At 67.1% G+C, this 19,553-nt stretch carries 19 protein-coding genes; 9 read left to right on the top strand and 10 right to left on the bottom strand.

Annotation, left to right across the window (positions count from 1 at the left end; genetic code table 11):
- Positions 1-74: 74 nt before the first annotated feature.
- The 5 genes from ABTX24_RS04430 to recF form a co-directional block, all read right to left on the bottom strand.
- Complete coding sequence (locus ABTX24_RS04430; protein ID WP_350837696.1) at positions 75-632, bottom strand: DUF3566 domain-containing protein; 558 nt, start codon at positions 630-632, stop codon at positions 75-77.
- The gene (gene gyrA / locus ABTX24_RS04435; protein ID WP_350837698.1) at positions 632-3,331 is read right to left on the bottom strand and encodes a DNA gyrase subunit A; all 2,700 of its coding nucleotides are present in this window, start codon (positions 3,329-3,331) and stop codon (positions 632-634) included. The genes ABTX24_RS04430 and gyrA overlap by 1 nt, the downstream gene beginning before the upstream one ends.
- 49 nt (positions 3,332-3,380) lie before the next feature.
- A complete protein-coding gene (gene gyrB, locus ABTX24_RS04440; RefSeq protein ID WP_160029293.1) occupies positions 3,381-5,444 on the bottom strand; it encodes a DNA topoisomerase (ATP-hydrolyzing) subunit B in 2,064 nt (687 codons plus the stop codon).
- 356 nt (positions 5,445-5,800) lie between these two features.
- The gene (locus tag ABTX24_RS04445) at positions 5,801-6,367 is read right to left on the bottom strand and encodes a DciA family protein (RefSeq protein ID WP_350837700.1); all 567 of its coding nucleotides are present in this window, start codon (positions 6,365-6,367) and stop codon (positions 5,801-5,803) included.
- Positions 6,360-7,514, bottom strand: a complete 1,155-nt coding sequence (gene recF / locus ABTX24_RS04450; RefSeq protein WP_350837702.1) for a DNA replication/repair protein RecF — start codon at positions 7,512-7,514, stop codon at positions 6,360-6,362. The genes ABTX24_RS04445 and recF overlap by 8 nt, the downstream gene beginning before the upstream one ends.
- Before the next feature lie 29 nt (positions 7,515-7,543).
- Between recF and ABTX24_RS04455 the strand changes: the two genes are divergently transcribed.
- On the top strand, positions 7,544-7,966 hold the full coding sequence (locus ABTX24_RS04455; RefSeq protein ID WP_350837704.1) for an NINE protein: 423 nt from the start codon (positions 7,544-7,546) through the stop codon (positions 7,964-7,966).
- 22 nt (positions 7,967-7,988) lie between these two features.
- Positions 7,989-8,387: a DUF2752 domain-containing protein gene (locus ABTX24_RS04460; protein WP_350837706.1), complete on the top strand. Its 399-nt coding sequence runs from the start codon at positions 7,989-7,991 to the stop codon at positions 8,385-8,387.
- 34 nt (positions 8,388-8,421) lie between these two features.
- Here the strand turns inward: ABTX24_RS04460 and gnd are convergent, their stop codons facing one another.
- From gnd to dnaA, 3 genes are all read right to left on the bottom strand, one after another.
- Positions 8,422-9,312 (bottom strand): phosphogluconate dehydrogenase (NAD(+)-dependent, decarboxylating), encoded by an 891-nt coding sequence (gene gnd, locus ABTX24_RS04465; RefSeq protein ID WP_350837708.1) that lies wholly within the window; start codon positions 9,310-9,312, stop codon positions 8,422-8,424.
- A 61-nt stretch (positions 9,313-9,373) separates the two neighbouring features.
- A complete protein-coding gene (dnaN, locus tag ABTX24_RS04470; RefSeq protein WP_008355535.1) occupies positions 9,374-10,513 on the bottom strand; it encodes a DNA polymerase III subunit beta in 1,140 nt (379 codons plus the stop codon).
- A gap of 624 nt (positions 10,514-11,137) precedes the next feature.
- Positions 11,138-12,883 carry a chromosomal replication initiator protein DnaA gene (gene dnaA, locus ABTX24_RS04475; RefSeq protein WP_160026108.1) on the bottom strand — a complete coding sequence of 582 codons (1,746 nt, stop codon included), beginning with the start codon at positions 12,881-12,883 and terminating at the stop codon, positions 11,138-11,140.
- Positions 12,884-13,428: 545 nt separating this feature from the next.
- On the opposite strand from dnaA, the gene rpmH reads away from it, so the two are divergent.
- From rpmH to ABTX24_RS04500, 5 genes are all read left to right on the top strand, one after another.
- Positions 13,429-13,566 carry a 50S ribosomal protein L34 gene (rpmH, locus tag ABTX24_RS04480; protein WP_091044043.1) on the top strand — a complete coding sequence of 46 codons (138 nt, stop codon included), beginning with the start codon at positions 13,429-13,431 and terminating at the stop codon, positions 13,564-13,566.
- A 25-nt stretch (positions 13,567-13,591) separates the two neighbouring features.
- The gene (gene rnpA, locus ABTX24_RS04485) at positions 13,592-13,945 is read left to right on the top strand and encodes a ribonuclease P protein component (RefSeq protein ID WP_350837710.1); all 354 of its coding nucleotides are present in this window, start codon (positions 13,592-13,594) and stop codon (positions 13,943-13,945) included.
- Positions 13,942-14,217 (top strand): membrane protein insertion efficiency factor YidD, encoded by a 276-nt coding sequence (yidD, locus tag ABTX24_RS04490; RefSeq protein ID WP_350837712.1) that lies wholly within the window; start codon positions 13,942-13,944, stop codon positions 14,215-14,217. Before rnpA ends, yidD begins: the two co-directional genes overlap by 4 nt.
- Before the next feature lie 61 nt (positions 14,218-14,278).
- Entirely contained in the window at positions 14,279-15,268 is a 990-nt protein-coding gene (yidC, locus tag ABTX24_RS04495; protein WP_160026111.1) for a membrane protein insertase YidC, read from the top strand.
- 23 nt (positions 15,269-15,291) lie between these two features.
- Positions 15,292-15,786 carry a Jag family protein gene (locus ABTX24_RS04500; RefSeq protein WP_201451176.1) on the top strand — a complete coding sequence of 165 codons (495 nt, stop codon included), beginning with the start codon at positions 15,292-15,294 and terminating at the stop codon, positions 15,784-15,786.
- 108 nt (positions 15,787-15,894) lie between these two features.
- Here ABTX24_RS04500 and ABTX24_RS04505 read toward each other — a convergent pair whose 3' ends face one another.
- Positions 15,895-16,650 (bottom strand): L,D-transpeptidase family protein, encoded by a 756-nt coding sequence (locus tag ABTX24_RS04505; RefSeq protein ID WP_350837714.1) that lies wholly within the window; start codon positions 16,648-16,650, stop codon positions 15,895-15,897.
- A gap of 400 nt (positions 16,651-17,050) precedes the next feature.
- Positions 17,051-17,380 carry a GIY-YIG nuclease family protein gene (locus ABTX24_RS04510; RefSeq protein WP_350837716.1) on the bottom strand — a complete coding sequence of 110 codons (330 nt, stop codon included), beginning with the start codon at positions 17,378-17,380 and terminating at the stop codon, positions 17,051-17,053.
- Positions 17,381-17,695: 315 nt separating this feature from the next.
- On the opposite strand from ABTX24_RS04510, the gene rsmG reads away from it, so the two are divergent.
- On the top strand, positions 17,696-18,436 hold the full coding sequence (rsmG, locus tag ABTX24_RS04515; protein WP_350837718.1) for a 16S rRNA (guanine(527)-N(7))-methyltransferase RsmG: 741 nt from the start codon (positions 17,696-17,698) through the stop codon (positions 18,434-18,436).
- An 89-nt stretch (positions 18,437-18,525) separates the two neighbouring features.
- Positions 18,526-19,518 carry a ParA family protein gene (locus ABTX24_RS04520; RefSeq protein ID WP_350837720.1) on the top strand — a complete coding sequence of 331 codons (993 nt, stop codon included), beginning with the start codon at positions 18,526-18,528 and terminating at the stop codon, positions 19,516-19,518.
- The last annotated feature ends 35 nt before the right edge of the window (positions 19,519-19,553 follow it).

The raw sequence follows: 19,553 nt of genomic DNA on the forward strand, positions 1-19,553 counted from the left end.
AGCGAGCCCTGAGACGTAGGAGGGCAAGAGCCTCGGTGAGACTCCTGCCCTCCTACGTTCGATGCGTGTGCAGCTCAGTTCTCGGTGAGCTCCACCTCGACGCCGCCCAGGAGGGCAGCGGCCATGTTGTAGAGGAACGCGGCGAGGGTGGCGACGGCGGTCATCAGGATGATGTTGACGACCGAGACGACCATGGTGAAGCCCATGATGCGGGAGAGACCGAGGTAGTCCTGCACGTTCCAGCCTGCGCTGGAGTCACCGACGACGTCCTGGACCGCCTGGTTGATCGAGTCCCACACGCCGGCGGCCCCGAGCACCGACCAGATCACGAAGACGGCGACGATCACCACGACGCTGAGCGCGATCGAGAGCAGGAAGGCCATCTTCATGACCGACCACGGGTCGATGCGGCTCAGGCTCAGGCGGGCCCGGCGAGCCGAGCCGCTGGCCGCGTCCCGCTCCGCGCCGGCGGGGCCGGAGGTGCGGGCGGTCGAGGCCACTGCCGAGGTGGTACGCCTGGCCGCGTTGGCGACCGTGTCCGTGATCCGCTGGGTCACCGGCTGTGCTGCGGTCTCGTTCCGCTCGGTCATCGCGACTCCCCCAGTCGTGCGGTCGGCGGTGCGGTCCGTCATCAGGATTCATCTTCCGTCGTGGTCTCGGACGACGCTCCGTGCTCGTCGTCTCCCCCGATTGTTACATCATCCGCAACCTCTGTCCCGGTGACGATGTCATCGTCGACCTCGCGGGCCTCGACGGAACGCGCCACGACGGCGACCGAGTCACCCTTCTTGGGCGAGACGAACTTGACACCCTGGGTGGAGCGACCGGTTGCCCGGAAGTCGGCGTTGATCGGGCTGCGTACGACCTGACCGGTCGCGGTGATCGAGAGGATCTCGTCTCCGTCGACCACGATGAACGCACCGACCAGACCGCCGCGGTCAGCGTTGGCCAGGGCCATCGTCTTGATGCCCAGACCGCCGCGGGACTGCAGCCGGTACTCGGAGATCTTCGTACGCTTCGCGAAGCCGCCGTCGGTAATGGTGAAGACGAACTGCTCCTTGACCTCGTCGGGCGACTCGGCGCCGGAGACGGGGGCCGCGACGTCCGCGGTGTCCTCGTTGGCCTCGGAGAGCCCGGCCGCGATCTCGGCGGCGACGTGCTCGGCCCGGATGACCGACATCGACAGCAGCGAGTCGCTCTCCCGGAACTTCATGCCGGTGACACCCGATGTCGCCCGGCCCATCGGCCGCAGCTGGTTGTCGTCGGCGCGGAACCGGATCGCCTGGCCCTTGCGGGAGACGAGCAGGATGTCGTCCTCGGAGTTGACCAGCTCGGCGCCGATCAGCTCGTCGTCGTCCTCGCGGAAGTTGATCGCGATGACGCCGGCCTGGCGAGGTGAGTTGTAGTCACCGAGCCGCGTCTTCTTGATCAGACCGGAGCGGGTGGCCAGCACGAGGTAGGGCGCCTGCTCGTAGTCGCGGATCGCGAGCACCTGGGCGATCGACTCGTCCGGCTGGAACGAGAGCAGCCCGGCCACGTGACCGCCCTTGGCGTCACGCGCCGCCTCGGGCAGGTTGTAGGCCTTGATCCGGTAGACCCGGCCGGCTGTGGTGAAGAAGAGCAGCCAGTGGTGATTGGTGGTCGAGATGAAGTGCTCGACCACGTCGTCGCCGCGCAGGGTGGCGCCGCGTACGCCCTTTCCACCGCGCTTCTGGGTGCGGTACTCACCGGCGAGGGTGCGCTTGGCGTAGCCGCCGCGGGTGATCGAGACGACCAGCTCCTCATCGGGGATGAGGTCCTCCATGGAGAGGTCGCCGTCGGCCGCGATGATCTGGGTGCGGCGGTCGTCGCCGTACTTCGCGACGATCTCGTCGAGCTCGTCGCCGACGATCTGACGCTGGCGGGCGACGTTGGCGAGGATGTCCTCGAGGTCGGCGATGATGACCTCGAGCTCGGCCAGACGGTCGACGATCTTCTGCCGCTCCAGCGCCGCGAGGCGACGTAGCTGCATGTCGAGGATCGCGTTGGCCTGGACCTCGTCGATCTCCAGCAGCCGGATCAGGCCCTGGCGGGCGTCGTCGACCTCGGGGGAGGAGCGGATCAGGGCGATGACCGCGTCGAGCTGGTCGAGCGCCTTGACCAGGCCGCGCCAGATGTGCGCGTCCTCCTCGGCCTTGCGCAGCCGGAATGCCGTACGCCTCCGGATGACGTCGATCTGGTGCTCGACCCAGTTGGAGATGAACTGGTCGAGGGCCAGGGTGCGCGGCACCCCGTCGACCAGCGCCAACATGTTGGCGGAGAAGTTGGTCTGCAGCTCGGTGTGCTTGAGCAGGTTGTTGAGTACGACGCGGGCGACCGCATCGCGCTTGAGCACCACGACGAGCTGCTGACCGGTGCGGGAGGAGGTGTTGTCCTTGACGTCCGCGATGCCCTGCACCTTGCCGGTGTCGGCCAGGTCGGCGATCTTCTGGGCGAGGTTGTCCGGGTTCACCATGTAGGGGAGCTCGGTGATCACCAGGTTGGTACGGCCCTTGGCGTCCTCGTCGACCTCGATCACCGCACGCTGGGTGATCGAGCCGCGGCCGGTGCGGTAGGCCTGCTCGATGCCCTCGCGGCCGACGATCAGCGCGCCGTTGGGGAAGTCGGGGCCCTTGATCCGCTCGAGCAGCGCGTCCTGGAGCTCCTCGCGCGTCGCGTCCGGGTGCTCGAGCGACCACTTGGCGCCGGAAGCGACCTCCCGCAGGTTGTGCGGCGGGATGTTGGTCGCCATACCGACCGCGATGCCGGCCGAGCCGTTGACCAGCAGGTTGGGGAACCGGGCCGGCAGGATGGCCGGCTCCTGGGAACGGCCGTCGTAGTTGGGGCCGAAGTCGACGGTGTCCTCGGTGATGTCGCGGACCATCTCGAGCGCCAGCGGCGCCATCCGGCACTCGGTGTAACGCATGGCCGCGGCCGGGTCGTTGCCGGGCGAACCGAAGTTGCCCTGCCCGTGGATCAGCGGGTTGCGCATCACCCACGGCTGCGCCAGCCGGACCAGGGTGTCGTAGATCGCGGTGTCACCGTGGGGGTGGTAGTTACCCATCACCTCACCGACGACACGGGCGCACTTGGAGAACCCGCGGTCGGGACGGTAGCCACCGTCGTACATCGCGTAGAGGACGCGCCTGTGGACGGGCTTGAGCCCGTCACGTACGTCAGGCAGCGCGCGGCCGACGATGACGGCCATCGCGTAGTCGATGTAGCTCGACTGCATCGAGGCCTGCAGCTCGACGGTCTCGATCCGGCCGCCGGCAGCGGTCTGCCCGGAGCCTTCCGGAGGAGTCTCGGTCACGATTTCACTTTCTGCATGCGTCTATCGGTATCTAGGGGCTCGGTGAGACTCAGATATCGAGGAATCGGACGTCCTTGGCGTTGCGCTGGATGAAGGAGCGTCGCTCGGCGACGTCCTCACCCATGAGGATGGAGAAGATCTCGTCGGCGTGGGCGGCGTCCTCGAGGGTGACCTGCAGCAGCAGCCGCTGCGAGGGGTCCATCGTGGTCTCCCACAGCTCGTCGGCGTTCATCTCGCCCAGACCCTTGTAGCGCTGGACCGGGTTCTCCTTGGGCAGCTTCTTGCCCTGCTCGATGCCGTCACGCATGAGGGCGTCCCGCTCGGAGTCGGAGTAGACGAACTCGTGCTCGGCCGGCTTGTTCCAGCGCAGGCGGTAGAGCGGCGGCTGGGCGAGGTAGACGTAGCCCTGCTCGATCAGCGGCTTCATGAACCGGAACAGCAGCGTCAGCAGCAGCGTGTTGATGTGGTGGCCGTCGACGTCGGCGTCGGCCATCATCACGATCTTGTGGTAGCGCAGCCGGTTGATGTCGAAGTCGTCGTGCACGCCGGTGCCCAGCGCGGAGATGATCGACTGGACCTCCTGGTTGGCCAGCACCTTGTCGATCCGGGCCTTCTCGACGTTGAGGATCTTGCCTCGGATCGGGAGGATCGCCTGGATGCGCGGGTCGCGGCCCGACTTGGCCGAGCCACCCGCGGAGTCACCCTCGACGATGAAGATCTCGCACTCTTCGGGGTTGGTCGACTGGCAGTCGGCGAGCTTGCCCGGCAGGCCGCCACCGCCGCCGATGCCCTTGCGGTTGCGGGCCAGGTCACGGGCCTTGCGGGCGGCGATCCGGGCCGAGGCCGCGGCCATCGACTTGCGGATGACCTCCTTGCCCTCGGCCGGGTTCTGCTCCAGCCAGGCGCCGAGCTGGTCGTTGACGGCGCCCTGCACGAAGCCCTTGACCTCGGTGTTGCCGAGCTTGTCCTTGGTCTGACCCTCGAACTGCGGCTCGCTGATCTTCACCGAGATGATCGCGGTGAGACCCTCACGGATGTCGTCACCGGTGAGCCGGTCCTCCTTCTTCTTGATCAGACCCCACTCCTCGCCCCACCGGTTGATCAGGGTGGTGAGCGCGGCGCGGAAGCCCTCCTCGTGGGTGCCGCCGCCGGGGGTGTTGACCGTGTTGGCGAAGGTGTGGACCGACTCGTTGTAGGAGGACGCCTGCCACTGCATGGCGATCTCGACGCTCATCGGGTTGGGCGCCTTGTCGTCGGTCTCGGTCTCGAAGGCGATGATGCTGGAGACCGGGGTCTTGCGCTTGTTGAGGTGGTCGACGTAGTCGGCCAGACCGCGCTCGTAGTAGAAGGACTGCTCCAGCACCCGCTCACCGTTGCCGGTGCTGTGCAGCTCGTCGGCGCTGTCGGTGTCGGACTCGATCGTGCCGTCCTCGACGGCCTCGGCGAGGGCGGAGGCCTCCGGACGCTCGTCGCGCAGCTCGATCCGCAGACCCTTGTTGAGGAACGCGGTCTCGCGGAAGTGGCTCGAGATGGTCTCGAGGTTGTAGTCGGTCGACTCGAAGATGTCGCTCGAGGCGTTCCAGGAGATCGTGGTGCCGGTGCGCTCGCCCTCCTCGAGCTCGCGCACCTCGCGCAGGTCGTAGTCGGGTACGCCGCGGGTGAACTCCTGCTCCCACAGGCGTCCGCGGTTCTTGATCTCCATGTGGAGGTTGGTCGAGAGCGCGTTCACCACGGAGGAGCCGACGCCGTGCAGACCACCGGAGACCTTGTAGCCGCCACCGCCGAACTTGCCGCCGGCGTGCAGCACGGTCAGCGCCAGGGTCGCCGCAGGGATCTCCTGGCCGGCCGCGGTGTCGGTCGGGATGCCTCGGCCGTTGTCGGAGACGCTCACCCAGCCGTCCTCACGCAGCGTCACCTTGATGGTGTCGCAGTAGCCGGCGAGCGCCTCGTCGACCGCGTTGTCCACGATCTCCCAGATCAGGTGGTGCAGGCCGCGGGCTCCGGTCGAGCCGATGTACATACCCGGTCGTTTGCGGACCGCTTCGAGCCCTTCGAGGACCTGGATGGCAGACGCGTCGTATTCGACTCCGTCTGTGGTCTTGTCGTCCGGCATAGGAGTCGTCTGGTCGGCAGCGGTCACCGGTGCGATCCACCTGTCATTTCGGTCCGGAATCGGACATGGTGTCGGTCGGGCATGCAACGGGCCGACCAGCGCCGGGGAGGTAAAACCTAGGACGATCGACCCAACCCCCATCTTACCCCGTGGAAGCCCGGATTCCACGCACACCGCCGTTCCTGAGGGGGAACTGTGATCGAAATGAGCGTCTGTACGTCTCCTGACGGTGTCTCTGCGCCCTCAGCAGGGGGCTCGGTGAGTCCCTATACGTCCTCGGGGCGCCTAGAGCGGCAGATCGCGGCTCACGCGCCGGGCCTCGAACACATGTTCATGCCCCGCTTTCGACCGGGGTCTCAGCCGTAGGTGTCGCGTGGTCCGCGGCCGTCGCGTACGCCTCGGGGACCCTTCTTCCACGAGGGCAGATGCGGGCCGAGCACCTCGATGACGAGGACGGTTCCGTGACCGAGCTCCTCGTTGAGACGCTTCACCAGGGTGGGCGCCAGCAGCTTGAGCTGGGTGGCCCAGGCGGTGGAGTCGGTGCGTACGGAGAGCTTGCCGTCGGCGTACGACTCCGGGGTGGTGTGGTCGGCGATCTCCTCGCCGACGATGTCGGGCCAGCGGGCCATCACGCCGTGGACGCGCAGCGAGGTGTCCCAGCCGTGGTCGTTGACCATCCGGCTGACCACCGAGTCGATGAGCTGGGGGTCGCGGTCGTCGGGCCGCGCGCCGGAGACCGTGCCGCGTCGGGTGGCGTTGTCCGGCGTACGCCGCTTCTTCCGCATCCCCGCCTTGGGCGCGGGCATCTTGGCGGTGGCTCGGGTCAGGGAGCGGGCGAGGTCTAGGCCGTCGGGGCGCTTTTCTGGTTCTTCCTCTTCAGGTGTGGTCTCGACAGGCTCGACCACCTCGTCGTCGTCACTCATCGCGGGTCACCTCGCCCGCCTTGACGTGGTAGCGCGCACCGGCGAGAGCGGCAGGTACGTCCTCGGGGACCGCCGCGGTGACCAGGACTTGCTCGGCATCGGCGACCAGCTCGGCCAGCTGGACCCGGCGCTGGCTGTCGAGCTCGGCGAAGACGTCGTCGAGGATCAGGATCGGGTCATCGCCGTCCGCCCGGAGCAGGTCGTACGCCGCCAACCGGAGCGCCAGCGCGAAGGACCAGGACTCGCCATGGCTGGCGTAGCCCTTGACCGGGAGGCGCTCAGCGCCGGCACCGTGGCCGAGGAACAGCAGCAGATCGTCACGGTGGGGACCGACCAGGCTGATCCCGCGGTCAAGCTCGTCCTTCTGGCGTCGGGCGAGCTCGGCGAGGATCGCCTGGCGAAGCGACTCCACGCTCGGGGTGGTGGTCTCGACAGGCTCGACCACCGATTTGTAGGTGATCTCGGCGTCGTCGCGGCTCGCACCGCGGGCGACCGTCTCGTAGGACTTGCCGACGTACGGCCTCAGCGCTTCCACCAGGGCGAGCCGCTGGGCGAGGATCTCGGCGCCGATGGCGGCAAGGTGGTCGTCCCAGACGGCCAGGGTGGCGAGCGCACCCTCGCGGGCGGATCCGCGCGCGAGGCCGGCGGTCTTCAGCAGCGAGTTGCGCTGCTTGAGGACGCGGTCGTAGTCGCTGCGTACGCCTGCCAGACGGGGTGCGCGCAGGATCATCAGGTCATCGAGGAAGCGCCGCCGGTCGGAGGGATCCCCCTTGACGAGGGTCAGGTCCTCGGGGGAGAAGACGACGGTGCGGACCAGGCCGACCAGGTCGCGGGTGCGGGGGAGCGGGCTCTTGTTGATCCGGGCCTTGTTGGCGCGGCCGGCGTTGATCTCGACCTCGAGCGTGGCGGTGCGACCGTCGCGTACGACGGCGGCGCGCACCACCGCCTGCTCGGCGCCGGCCCGGACCAGCGGCGCATCGGTGGCGACCCGGTGGGACTGCAGGCGGGAGAGGTAGTCGATCGCCTCGACCAGGTTGGTCTTGCCCTGGCCGTTCCTCCCGACGAAGGCGGTCACGCCCGCCTCGAGCGGGACCTCGACGCTCGGATAGGAGCGGAAGTCGTGGAGAGAGAGGTGTGAGACGTACATCGAGTTTCCTCTCTCGTTAAGGTGCCTGCATGACCCAGTCTCCCAACCCGTACGGCCCGCCTCCAGGGCAACCCGCCTATAGCGAGCCGGCCGGACCTTTCTATCTGTCGGTCATGGGCCAGGTCCACGGGCCTTACCCGGTCCAGCAGCTCGCCCAGATGGCTGCCGCCGGGCAGATCAAGTCGGACACCCCGGCGAGCCTGGGCACCGACCAGCAGTGGTTTCCCGTGAAACAGATCCCGGGCGTCTTCTCGAGCCGCGAGTGGCTCGTCACCCTGCTGCTCTCGATCTTCCTGGGTTCCTTCGGCGTGGACCGGTTCTACGTCGGACAGATCGGCCTCGGCATCCTCAAGCTGATCACCTGTGGTGGCTTCGGGATCTGGACGATCGTCGACCTCATCCTCGTCATCGTGCGAAAGTTCCCGGATGCCGACGGCAAACCCCTCGCCTGACCTGCATCAGCGCATCGCGGCGGTGAGCTCCACGGAGGTCACCGCCGCCATCGGCGTCGGCGGGATCGTCATCGCGGCGCTCCTGCCGGCCGGCGGTATCGAGGACGGCCCGGTGCTCTGCCCGTTCCGTGCCCTCACCGGGCTGCCTTGCCCCGGCTGCGGACTGACCCGGTCTTGGGTCTACCTGATGCACGGCGACATCGGCTCATCCCTGGCGAGCAACTGGTTCGGACCGGTGCTCATCCTGGCGATCCTCGTCCTGGCCGTGGTCTCGGTGCGCGCCCGGCTGAACCGGAGACGCCCCGCCGACCTCGACAAGCTGGTGCGAAGCCCGATCATCCTCGGCTTCTTCGCGCTCTTCGTGGCCTACGGCGCCGTACGCCTGATCCTCACCATGACCGGAGCAATCCCCGCCATCTAGGTGGTCGAGCCTGTCGAGACCACCGCCCGAAGAATCAGGCCTCCGACTCCGAGATCACCGCGTGCCCACCGAACCCGTTGCGCATCGCGGCGATCGCCTTCATGGCGTGGTCGTCCTCCTGGCGCGAGACGAACCGCGCGAACAGCGAAGCCGAGATCGCCGGCATCGGGACGGCGTTCTCGATCGCTGCCTCGACGGTCCAGCGACCCTCGCCGGAGTCCTCGGCGTAGCCCTTGATCTTGTCGAGGTGCTCGTCGGCGCGCAGCTGGTCGACGAGAAGATCGAGAAGCCAGGAACGTACGACGGTGCCCGTCCGCCACGAGGCGAAGATCTCGGGGACGTTGTCGACGATGTCGACCTTGTCGAGGAGCTCCCAGCCCTCGGCGTAGGCCTGCATCATCGCGTACTCGATGCCGTTGTGGACCATCTTGGAGAAGTGGCCGGCGCCGGGGGTCACACCGCAGTGGACCAGGCCGTCCTCGGTGCCGGACGGCTTGAGCGCCTCGAAGGCGGGCATCACCTTGGCGGCGTCCTCGTCGGAGCCGCCGTACATCAGCGCGTAGCCGTTCTGCAGGCCCCAGACGCCGCCGGAGACACCGCAGTCGACGAAGCCAATTCCCTTCTCGGCCAGGCTCGCGGCGTTCTTGGCGTCATCGGTGTACTTCGAGTTGCCGCCGTCGACCACCAGGTCGCCCTCGCTGAGGAGCTCCTTGAGCTCGGCGATCGTGGAACGCGTCGGGTCGCCCGCCGGCACCATCACCCAGACCACCTTGGGGCTGGGCAGCGCCTCGACCATCTCCGCCAGGCTCGCCACGTCGGCGAGATCGGGGTTGCGGTCGTATCCGACGACGGTGTGACCAGCCTCCCGCAGCCGGGTGCGCATGTTGCCACCCATCTTGCCGAGGCCGACGAGTCCGATGTGCATACGAGGTTCCTTCGAGTACCGGTGGTCGAGCTTGTCGAGACCACCCTAGTGAGGGGGTGGGTCAGGAGAGCAGGCGCCGCGGCATCAACAGGTAGCGGAACCCCGGCTCCTCGCCACCCTCGGCCGGCTTGCCGCTGATCACCACGGGCTTCGGAGCCTGCGTGAAGGCGAGCTCGACGACCTGCTCGTCGATGGCCTGCAGCCCGTCGAGGAGGAACTGCGGGTTGAACCCGGTGGTCAGCCCCTCGCCCTCCATGGTCGCCTCGATCGACTCGGACGCCTGGGCCTCGTCACCGGAGCCGGCGTCGAGCGTGAGCACGCCGTCCTCGAAGACCATCTGGACCGCGGTGTTGCGCTCGGCGACCAGAGCCACGCGCTTGACCGACTCGACCAGGGAGGCCTTGTCGACCAGCGCGGTGGTGAGGTGCTCGGCCGGGAAGAGGCTGCGCACCTTCGGGAACTCGCCGTCGAGCAGGCGCGTGGTGGTGCGACGTACGCCGCCTGCGGCCGCGCCCTCGAAGCCGATGATGCCCTCGCCGGTGCCGGTGGTGGACAGCGCGAGGGTGACCTCGCTGCCGCTGGTCAGCGACTTGGCGGTGTCACCGAGGACCTTCGCGGGCACGAGAGCAGCCAGGCTCTCGTCGGGCGTCGCCGGGTTCCACTCGAGCTCGCGGTGGGAGAGCCGGAAGCGGTCGGTGGCGAGCAGCGAGATCGTCGAGCCCTCGATCTCGAGCCGCACGCCGGTCAGCACCGGGAGCATGTCGTCGCGACCGGCGGCGGTCACGGCCTGGGCCACGGCGTGGGCGAACAGCTCCGACTTCACCGTGCCGGCCGCGGTCGGCATCTCCGGCAGCGTCGGGTAGTCCTCGACCGGCATGGTCTGGAGGCTGAACCGCGCACTCCCGCAGGTGAGCGAGACGCGGGCACCATCGGTGACCATCTCGACCGGCTTGGCCGGAAGGCTGCGGCAGATGTCGGCGAGCAGCTTGCCCGAGACCAGTGCCTTGCCCTCGTCGGCGACCTCGGCCGACAGCGTCGCCCGCGCGGAGGTCTCGTAGTCGAATGTCGAGAGCACCAGGCCCTCGTGACCCGCCTCGATCAGGAGACCTGAGAGCACCGGGGTGCTGGGGCGGACCGGAAGGCTGCGGGCAGCCCAGGCGACAGCATCCGCGAACACGTCGCGGTCGACGCGGAACTTCACGATGACCTGTCCTTCTTCTAACTCGACATCGGGGCGTTTGAGGGCATGCGGCCCGGGCTGTGCTTGAACCTGGGGGAAGACGCCACCGGTTCCGGAACGCCCCCGCGTTGACATGACCTGGAGTACGCATCCTGCCACGGACCGCCGACAACCGGTAAGCGCTCAGCAGTGTCGGGTCTGCACAGGCGTACCTGTGCACTCGGCTCGCCGAGCGGGTTGTCCCCAGGGAAGGGCGTTCGTGGAATTTCACGGAGGATCCATGGATCTAAATAGTTTCGTACGTCGTAAGAGCATCTGTGGGAAATGTGGATGAGTGGCGTCTTCCCTGGTCATCCCCGGAAATGTGATTCCACAGGGGATGTGGACGCCATGCTGAAATGACGCACGTCACTGTGGGCTGTGGAGAGTTGTCGGCCCGTTCCGGTGTTTTGTGCACAGGCCATCCCCTTTTCCATCCCATTTGAACGGCCGGTTCTCCACAGGTTCCACCCAGCCTGTGGGCTGTGGACAACCTGGGAAATCTCGTCCTGTGGGTTTTCGCCATCTCAAAACGCGGTACGGCCCAAAACGCGAAACGGCCGCCGGCCCAGGAGGGGCGGCGGCCGCGTACGACTGCTGGTGCGGTCAGGCCTGGCGTGCCTGCATCTTGACGCGGTTGGTGAGCTCGGAGACCTGGTTGAAGACGGCCCGGCGCTCGGCGAGCAGCTGGTTGATCTTGCGCTCGGCGTACATCACGGTGGTGTGGTCGCGGCCGCCGAAGTGCTTGCCGATCTTGGGCAGGGAGTCCTCGGTGAGCTCACGACACAGATACATGGCGATCTGACGGGCCATCACCAGGTGACGTCCACGGGAGGGTCCGGTGAGCTCGTCGATCGACAGCCCGAAGTAGGCCGCGGTCTGGGCGATGATCAGGCCGGCGGTGATCTCGGGCTCGCCGCCCTCGGGGATCAGGTCCTTGAGCACGATCTCGGCCAGGGTCAGGTCGACGTCCTGCCGGTTGAGGTTGGCGAACGCCGTCACCCGGATCAGCGCACCCTCGAGCTCACGGATGTTGGTCTGGATCTTGCTCGCGATGAACTCGAGCACGTCGGGCGGCGCGGTGAGCCGCTCCATGGCGGCCTTCTTTCGAAGGATCGCGATCCGGGTCTCGATGTCGGGCGGCTGGACGTCGGTGATCAGACCCCACTCGAACCGGTTGCGCAGTCGGTCCTCCAGCGCTTCGAGCCGCTTGGGCGGCCGGTCGGAGGTGAGGACGATCTGCTTGTTGGCGTTGTGGAGCGTATTGAAGGTGTGGAAGAACTCCTCCTGCGTCTGGGTCTTCCCCTCCAAGAACTGGATGTCGTCGATCAGCAGGACGTCGACATCGCGGTAGCGCCGTTTGAACCGGTCCTGCCGGTCGTCGCGGATCGCGTTGATGAACTCGTTGGTGAACTCCTCCGAGCTGACGTAGCGCACCTTCGCCCCGGAGTAGAGACTCCGCACGTAGTGACCGATCGCGTGCAGCAGATGGGTCTTGCCCAGACCGGACTCCCCGTAGACGAGCAGCGGGTTGTAGGCCTTGCCCGGCGCCTCGCTGACCGCGACCGCGGCCGCGTGCGGGAATCGGTTGGAGGACCCGATGACGAACGTCTCGAAGGTGTACTTCGGGTTCAGGCGGGTCTCGAGGACGTTGTGGCTCGGCTCGCTCGGCCGCGTGGGCGGACCCGGGACGAGCGGCCGCGGCGGGACCGGCTCCTCGATGGGAGCCACCGGAGGCGCCGGGGGATTTGTCGACATGTCGCCATATCCAGGACGTACGTCTTCATGCGCGGCGGGCGGAGCCGGCTGCTGCGCGGCTGGCGGAGCGACGGGAGCCTGCGGCGCCGAGTACGCGGCGGGCGCGCCCTGCTCGTCGTGCGGCGCGCTCGCCGGTGGGACGCCGGGGATCAGGCCGGGCGAGTTGGGCGGGTAGACCGACTGGTGCGGGAACGCCGACTGGTGCGGGGCCGCGCTGTTCGAGAACGGCGACTGCTGCTGCAGGGCAGCGGCGGCGGCAGCGTCCGCGGCGGCGATCTCGCGCTCGGAGATCATGATCGCCTGTGTGTCGGGATCCGGGGTGACGTCGAGATCGGGGTTCACGGTGACCGCGATACGGATCTCGCGATGGAAGATCTCGCCCAAGGACCTCTCGAGGGAGCCACGCAGGCGGCCCTCGATCTGGTTGCGGGTGAAGTCGTTGGGGACCTCGACGATCGCGGTCGACCCGTGCAGAGTGAGAGGCTCACTGTCCCGGAGCCAGGCTCGCTGGTTCGGCGGAAGCTCGGCGACCACCTTCGTCCATGCGGACTGGAGATCTGGCTGCGGTTCTGGCGCGAGGCCGGAGTGCTCCACAGGTTCCTGCCTTCCCTGATGGCTCGGGTGGGTGGTCTTGTATTGATGCAGCCTGGATTCGTGCAGCGGTCCGGTCTACATCCTCCACAGACTTTTCCACAAGCTGTGGAGCATCCCCGAATGTAGGCATCGGAGACCAACCGAGACACGTCGCCGTCCTCGAGAATCCGACCGTTTCGGCAGGTCAGGCGGGAAAACTAGTTCCCTGCGTGGCATCCCCCCGAATGCGGCCGACGCTCCTGACGATGTGCAGGGAAACCTCGGTAGAGGACGAAACTACCGGCTGGCGAGGGTCATGGGCAACCCGTCCTCCACAGGTGGAGGGCTAATCACAGGGATGTGATAGGGCGCGAGTTTGACCGTGGTTTCGCCGTCCACGTACCGTTACTAGGTCGCCCGGATCTACGGGTGCCGCATGTCCACGCCTCGGTCGCCGAGGCGCGGACGGGCGGTGCTTGTTGAATCGGCCCGCCTGGAACCACCGAGGGCGACCCCATAGTGCCGGACGAGCGACCGGCCCACACCACACCACTAAGGAAGCACCCGTGAGCAAGCGTACTTACCAGCCGAACAACCGCCGCCGTCACAAGACGCACGGTTTCCGCCTGCGCATGCGCACCCGTGCCGGCCGCGCGATCCTCGCTGCGCGCCGCGGCAAGGGTCGCAAGAGCCTGACCGTCTGAGGCCGCGGCCTCAGCCACCACGCGCGTGTTGCCACGTCGCCACCGACTGGTCGATTCGTCGGGCTTCAAAGAAGCAGTACGACGGGGCAAGCGCGCGGGCTCGAAGAGCCTGGTGGTCCACCTGCTCGTCCCCGGCACCGGCCCAGCTGCCGACCGGGAGACCGAGCCGCAGGTGGGCTTCGTGGTGAGCAAGGCCGTCGGTCCGGCCGTCGTCCGGAATCGCGTGAAGCGCAGACTGCGTCACCAGGCCCGGGAGTCCCTGAGCGGACTCCCGGGCTCTGCTGTGCTTGTGGTCCGTGCACTTCCTGCTGCCGCCGACGCCGACTACGACGCCCTGGGCGCCGATCTGCGGCGCTGCCTGGAGCGGGTGCTCCGATGACCAGGGCGCGGCGCGTCGTGCGTGGTGGTCTCGACAAGCTCGACCACCTCGTTGCGGCCGTTCTGGTCGGACTGCTTCACGTGTGGCGGACTCTGATCAGTCCGCTCTACGGCGATGTGTGTCGCTACTACCCGTCGTGCTCGGCGTACGGGCTCGAGGCCGTCAAGACGCACGGCCCCTGGCGCGGGAGCTGGCTGACGGCGCGCCGTCTGGCCCGTTGCGTCCCCTGGGCCAAGACCCGGGGCTTCGACCCCGTACCGAAGAAGATTTGAAGAGACCCTGAAGACCTGGTCCGTGTAAGTGCGGACTCCCCAAACCGAGGAGCCTGATTCCGTGGGAGCCATAGGCGATCTGTTCGGATGGATCGCAACACCGCTGTATTACGCCATCTCGGGCATCCTGCTCGTCTGGCAGAAGGCGTTCTCGTACGTCATCCCGTCTGAAGGTTGGCAGTGGGCCCTGGCCATCGTCGGCCTGACCGTGACCATCCGCGCGCTGCTGATCCCGCTGTTCGTGAAGCAGATCAACTCCAGCCGCAACATGCAGCTGCTGCAGCCGAAGGTCAAGGAGCTGCAGAAGAAGTACGGTCACGACCGCGAGAAGCTCGCCAACGAGACGATGAAGCTCTACAAGGACTCGGGCACCAACCCGTTCGCGTCCTGCCTGCCGCTGCTGCTGCAGATGCCGATCTTCTTCGTGCTGTTCCGCATGCTCGAGCACGCCTCGGACGGTGTCGGCAAGGGCTTCCTGAGCGACGAGGCGGCGCACGAGTTCGCGACGTCGACCTGGCTCGGGTCGCTGCTCTCGGACCAGTTCACGACGGCCGACCACATGAGCACGTACTTCCTCACCGGCTTCTTGGTCGTCGCCATGATCGCGACCACCTTCCTGACCCAGCGTCAGCTGATGTCGAAGAACATGCCGGCCGACGCCATGACCGGTCAGTACGCCCAGCAGCAGAAGCTGCTCCTCTACGTGCTGCCCGTCGTGTTCGCCGTCGGTGGTATCGCCTTCCCGGTCGGAACGATCCTCTACTGGACCTCCTCCAACCTGTGGACGATGGGCCAGCAGTTCTACGTGATCCGCAACAACCCCGCACCGGGGACGCCGGCGTTCGACGCCAAGCAGGAGCGCGAGCGGGAGAAGCGCCGTAAGAAGGGTCTGCCCGACGCGGAGATCGACATCGCCGAGGCCAACGAGGCCGCGGCCGAGAAGCGTCCCGCGCAGCGCACCCAGCCCAAGAGCCAGACCAGGAGCCAGCGGAAGAAGGCCGGCACGACCGCCGGTCGCTCCACGACCCAGAAGGACGGGGGAACCAAGTGACGACTCAGGATGTGAGCGAGACCGTGACCGAGCCTGTGGAGGAGGTCAGCGACGAGACGCGCCTCAAGCAGCTCGAGCAGGAAGGTGACATCGCGGCGGACTACCTCGAGGAACTCCTCGACATCGCCGACCTCGATGGCGACCTCGACATGGACGTCGAGGGCGACCGTGCCGCCGTCTCGATCGTCGGTGGCGACCTGCAGCAGCTGGTCGGCCGTCACGGTGAGGTCCTGGACGCGCTCCAGGAGCTGACCCGGCTCGCGGTCTACCGCGAGACCGGCGAGCGGTCCCGCCTGATGCTCGACGTCGGCGGCTACCGTGCCGACCGTCGCTCGACGCTCATGGCGCTCGCCGAGGAGACCGTCGCGAAGGTCAAGGAGTCCGGTGCCCCGGTCTCGCTCAAGCCGATGTCGCCCTTCGAGCGGAAGGTCGTCCACGACGCCGTCGCCGCTGCTGGGCTGACCTCCGAGTCCTCCGGTGTGGAGCCGCGACGTTACGTGGTCGTCCTGCCTGAGTGACGCTGACACAAAGAGATCGCCCCTCGTGCCGTGTGGCACGAGGGGCGATCTCTTTCTGTTTCACGTGGAACAAGTGGTGGTCTCGACAAGCTCGACCACCCCGGTCGGCTAGGACCAGTAGACGACGACCCGATCACCGATGCGGATCTGGTCGAAGACCCACGCGATGGACGACTTGTTGCGTACGTTCACGCAGCCGTGGGAGCAGCCGTTATAGCCGCGGGCAGCGAAGTCGGACGAGTAGTGCACCGCCTGGCCGCCGTTGAAGAACATCGCGTACGGCATCGGCGTGTGGTAGATCGAGGAGACGTGGTTGCGGCTCTTCCGGTAGACCTTGAACGCGCCCTCGCGGGTCTTGGTGTCGGCGCAACCGAAGCGGGCGTCCATCGCCCGGACGATCTTGCCGGCGCGTACGTAGCGCATCCGGCGGTCGGTCTTGTCGACGCAGAGCACGCGGCCGGTGAGGCAGCGACGGTCGAGGTTGAAGAGCGCCGCGTCGGTCGGCGTGCTCGTCAGCGAGCGGAGCCGGTCGAGGGTGCGCTGGTTGACCTTGCCGGTGATGGCCAGACGCTGGTTGCGCTGGAAGACCTTCACGGCGCCGGTCGTCTTCGAACCGTAGTTGCCGGTGACTCGGCCGGTGTAGATCCTCCGCTCCTTGAGGCGCGCCTGGATCTTGCGCACCCCGAGGCCGGTCGACCCCTGCTGGTAGAGGACGGTGTACGCCGTGTGCAGTCCGATCTGTCCGACGGAGGCCGTCGGGGCAGTGGCCTGGGCGCTGCTCGGCGCCGCGATCGAGCCCAGGGAGAATCCCAAGGCGAGGATGGTGGTGAGGAAGATCGCCACCGGGGTTCTACGGACGTTCACATCAGCTCCGTGGGTCATGGATGGTGGCCCGGTCGCACGGGCCGCTGGAGTCGCACCCCGAGTGCGACGTTCTACGAGAAAGACGTTCGAGCAGCGTGCGCGGTTGCATCAGATTCGCGAGGCTGCTCGCGGACTTTAGCGCACCCGGCGCCCCGACGACGCCTTTGGGATCCCTTCTGCGGAATCGTTGGGCAGACGTTCGTCCAGGCGTCTTCGGCGAGGTGGTTTCACGTGAAACGCGGGTGGTCGTCGAGCCGCTGGAGATGACTGTGTGCGCGTGCAGATGTGGTCTCGACAAGCTCGACCACCGTGGCATCGGACACGTGCGGGTGGTGGTCTCGACAGGCTCGACCACCGGGTCATCGAGCTTGTCGAGATGACGTCGCGTACGTCATGCAGGTCATCGAGCTTGTCGAGATGACCCCTGCTGAGGAGTGGGCAAGGGGTGCGGGGTCGTCGATGTGTTCGCCAGGCGCGGGAGCTCGCCGAGCTCTCCTCGGATGAGCGCGAGCCGCTTGGCTCGACCCCAGTTCTGGATCTGCTTCTCCCGTATGAACGCATGCTCGACGTTGTCGTACTGCTCGTACCAGACGAGCTCCACCGGGAGGCGATGTCGGGTGTACTCGGAGCCGAGGCCGACTCGGTGCTCGGTCATGCGGCGTTCGAGGTCTGTCGTGCTGCCGACGTAGAGGGTCCGGTCTGCGCAGAGAAGCATGTATGTGTAAGCCATGTCCTCATCATGAGCGGCACCACCGACAGTCTGGAGGTCGAGCTTGTCGAGACCTCTCTGTTCAGTGGGGTGGTGGTCTCGACAAGCTCGACCACCGGGTCATCGAGCTTGTCGAGATGACGCTCGCCGTACCGACGTGCTGTGGTCTCGACAGGCTCGACCACCGGGTCATCGAGCTTGTCGAGATGACGTGGATGTGTGTGGGGTGGTCTCGACAAGCTCGACCACCGCTCGACCATCGGTCATCGAGCTTGTCGAGATGACGCTCGACTCCGGGAGTTCTTGGTTGTGCGTTTCACGTGAAACAGTTTGTTCGTGAGCGAGGAACGTGGGGACTTGGGTGGTCTGGGCGAGGTGGACCCTCGGGCGGAGAAGGTCTTTCCTGCCGATCGGCTGGAGCTCGCGGAGAGGTACGCCGCGTGGCTGGCCGACGCGGGGGTGGTGCGCGGTCTGATCGGGCCGCGGGAGGTTCCGCGGCTGTGGGACCGGCACATCCTCAACTGCGCCGTGCTGGGGGAGGTGATCCCCGAGGGAGTCGCGGTGGCGGATATCGGGTCTGGTGCTGGACTCCCCGGCTTGGTCCTCGCGATCGCCCGCCCGGATCTGCACATCACGCTGATCGAGCCGCTGCTGCGGCGTACGACCTTTCTCGAGGAGGTCGCCGAGGATCTCGGGCTCGAGAACGTGACGGTGCTGCGGGGGAGGGCGGATGCCTTCCACGGCGAGCTCGGGTTCGACGTGGTGACGTCGCGAGCTGTGGCCGGCTTGGGCAAGCTGCTCGACTGGTCGATGCCGTTGGTCGTCCCCACGGGCGCGCTGGTCGCGATGAAGGGGTCGAGTATCGAGGCGGAGATCGACGAGGCCGACGCAGCACTGAAGAAGTGGGGATGCGCGCCGCCGGTGGTCTCCGAGCTCGGTGTAGGCGTTTTGGAGACGACAACTGTCGCGGTTCGGGTGGTTTGGTCGGATCCCGCACGGGTAGATTGGCCGCCGGTCCCGAAGGGCGGCCAGAAGGGGCCCAAGGGCGGGTCTCGAAAGAAGAAGCGCCGCCGCTGAAGGTGGTCGAGCTTGTCGAGACCACGAGATTTCGGGCGTGAGACGTCATCTCGACAAGCTCGATGACCGAACGATGAGGATGAGGAAACATGCCGTACGACGACGAGAGCGCACAGAACGCCGTTTCACGTGAAACCGACGAACCGGTGTCGATCAGGCTCCGTACGGCCGGGGACATCGCGTCCTTCGAGAACGACTTCGACACGGAGGCGACGCCGCTGGCAGCTGCTGCCGAGCACACGCTTCTGGCGCGTGGTGCGGCGAGCAACCGGCCGCCGCTGCCGCGCCCGGCGAGCACGCGCGTGATCGTCTCCGCCAACCAGAAGGGCGGCGTCGGCAAGACCACCTCGACGGTGAACATCGCCGCGGCGCTGGCGCAGCTCGGTCAGAAGGTTCTGGTCATCGACCTCGACCCGCAGGGCAACGCCTGCACCGCGTTCGACGTCGACCACTTCCAGGGCACCCCGGGGACGTACGAGGTCCTCGTCGAGGGAGCCAGCCTCGAGAACGTCGTCGTGCCTGTTCCTAAGCTCGAGGGCCTCGAGCTGGTGCCGGCGACGATCGACCTGGCCGGTGCCGAGGTCGAGCTCGTCGAGGAGGACGGACGTGAGCAGCGCCTGAAGGAGGCGCTGGCCAGGTCTCCCCGTGTGGGCGACGCGGAGGACCGGTGGGACTACGTCCTCATCGACTGCCCGCCGTCGCTGGGCCTGCTCACGGTCAACGCGCTGGTCGCCAGCACCGAGGTGATGATCCCGATCCAGGCGGAGTACTACGCGCTGGAGGGTCTGGGCCAGCTCCTCAAGACCGTCGAGATGGTGCGTGCCGCGCTGAACCCGACGCTCAAGGTCTCCTCGATGCTGATCACGATGTACGACGCCCGCACCCGCCTCGCGTCGCAGGTCGCCGAGGAGGTGCGCGAGCACTTCGGCGACACGGTCATGCGCACGTTCATCCCCCGCGCCGTGCGCGTGTCCGAGGCTCCGTCGTTCGGGCAGACGGTGATGACGTACGACCCCGGCTCGCCGGGTGCGCTGAGCTATCTCGAGGCCGCCAAGGAGCTCGCCAAACAAAGCGAGCACTGAGGTGATCGAGCTTGTCGAGATCACCAGCAGAGCAT

This window comes from Nocardioides sp. NPDC127514 (assembly GCF_040302125.1).
In the GTDB taxonomy this organism is placed as follows: Bacteria; Actinomycetota; Actinomycetes; order Propionibacteriales; family Nocardioidaceae; genus Nocardioides.